Origin of the sequence: Xanthobacter autotrophicus, assembly GCF_030015065.1 — a bacterium.
GTDB lineage: Bacteria > Pseudomonadota > Alphaproteobacteria > Rhizobiales > Xanthobacteraceae > Xanthobacter > Xanthobacter autotrophicus_D.
On sequence record NZ_JAIVFN010000427.1, the window covers coordinates 1 to 443 of the forward strand.

At 74.0% G+C, this 443-nt stretch carries 1 protein-coding gene; it reads right to left on the bottom strand.

All coding sequences use genetic code 11. From position 1 onward, the window contains the following. Nucleotides 1–116: 116 nt before the first annotated feature. A partial coding sequence (locus tag K9U40_RS23860) for a GFA family protein (protein ID WP_282892530.1) occupies nt 117–443 on the bottom strand: 327 nt, incomplete at its 5' end.

The following is a 443-nucleotide window of genomic DNA, read 5'->3' on the forward strand; positions in this document are numbered from 1 at the left end:
GCGCGGCGAGGCAGGCCCCGCAGGCCTGCGGCAGGAGCGATGGTACACACGGAACGGAGCGGAGCAGGGCGGGGGCGCGGCGGCAGCGCCTGCCCGGCGGGTTCCTGCGCAACCCTTCAGGGCTGCCCGTCGAAGCACTCCACGCCGTCGGGCAACCGCACCCAGGCCCTGCGGCGCTTCGCCCAGATCTGCCGCTTCGGAGCGCCCAGGTCGTGCCGCTGGCGGATCGCGCCGGTGCGCAGCGAGTAGGCCGTGGGCGCTTCCGCCGCGCAGGCATAGAGCGGCGTGCCGCAGTGCCCGCAGAACGCGAGCAGCCGTTTCGCGCCGCTCTCGGCCGTTTTCACATACGTGCGGGGCGTGCCCCGGGTCAGCCGGAAACCGGCCGCCGGCGCGGGAATATTGGCGCGGAACGCCGAGCCGGAATGGATCTGGCAGTCGTCGCA